Source organism: Campylobacter sp. MIT 97-5078, from assembly GCF_006864455.1.
Classification (GTDB): domain Bacteria; phylum Campylobacterota; class Campylobacteria; order Campylobacterales; family Campylobacteraceae; genus Campylobacter_D.
The window spans coordinates 1-1,417 of sequence record NZ_QHLK01000040.1 but is presented as its reverse complement, the minus strand read 5'-3'; the positions used below and the strand labels follow the sequence as shown (position 1 = coordinate 1,417).

General features: G+C 33.9%; 1 pseudogene. It reads right to left on the bottom strand.

The features are described 5' to 3' along the window. A pseudogene (locus DMB91_RS08715) lies at nt 1-1,307 on the bottom strand (cache domain-containing protein); the annotation flags it as partial. Nucleotides 1,308-1,417 lie beyond the last annotated feature (110 nt).

Genomic DNA, 1,417 nt, shown 5'->3' with positions numbered 1-1,417 from the left:
GGACTTGCTGTGATCCTTGCTGTTAGATCACCTTCTTCTACTATATGCACGGTTTGAACAGCTTGTTGGACGGCTTCTTGATCTTGATTTAAACCAATCTGCGTTTTTTGAATACTTTCGTTCATCGCCAAAGCCATTAAACCAAGCTCATCATGTGACCTTGGAGGAAGAGGCTTTGGCATGGTGTTTGTTTTATGATTGATATAATCAAAAAAACTAAGAAGCTGTTTAGAGATATTATTTATCCTCGAAACAACCGCTTTTCTTACATAAAATATCGTAAATACAGCCCCAATAAATAAACTCACAAGCACCATGAAAATAATCATTTGCCTCAAATCATAAACCGGTGCAAAAATAGACTTCTGTGGTGCAATAACAGCTGAAACCATATATCCTAATTCACCCAAGTCAAGAATTTTTATCCCAGCAAAAGTTGTCTTGCCTTGTATATTTTTATAACTTATAAGAGCGTCTTGTTTGTTTTTTACAGCATCTATGAAAGCAGCTACACTTGGATCAGTGTTAATTTCGGCAAAGGATTTGCCAATCACATCTTTATTTGGGTGAGCAATGATATTTGCTTGAGAACTTAGCAAAGCACGATAATCTTGATCAAAAACAGAAAATTGATCGGATAAAATGCTTTTAGATAAGGCTTTTTCATCGATAAACATTCCTACTACACCTATAACTTTATGGTTTTTATCAAACAAAGGATAATTTACACCAAAACCAAACTTACTTTCAGAATTTCCTATATTTTGCCAGCTTGGCTCGCCCATAGTTTCTTTTCCTGTTTGCAAAGCCTTTTGCACAGAATTAAAACGAGTGATCGCTTCATCAGCTTGCAAAATTTCAACTCCGCCTTTTTTATCCATCGTTGTATCAGTCACAAGTATCATAAATTCATTATTTGGCAGTCTATATTTACTGTCCATAATCTCGCCATTGAGTACACTTGTATCTTTGATATAAACATAGCCATAAACTGCATACGAAGTCGTATCAATCGCTAAATAAATTTGATCTTTAATGTGCTCTTGCAAATCCTGATTTTCAAGCAACATTTTTTCTATACTTTCATTAGAAAGCTTTACAACAGCGATAACTTCTTTCATATAGCTATCAACGATATTACCTACCCTTGCGGCGACATTAGCGATGAGTTTTTTAGACTCATTTTCTTGAATTTTTGCTGAATTATCTGTTAAAAGTATAGTCATTACGATCATACAGAGAGCAAAAACGGCAACAATAGAGGCACTTGCTTTAGCGCCCAAACTCATTTGGTTTAAGAACTTCATTATTTCTATCCTTTTTAAGTTAAGCTAAAATAAAAGCTTTTCAACAAAAGCTTTATAAATTTTTGATTATATCTTAAAAAGGCACTGGCGTGCAATACAAAAAAAAAAAA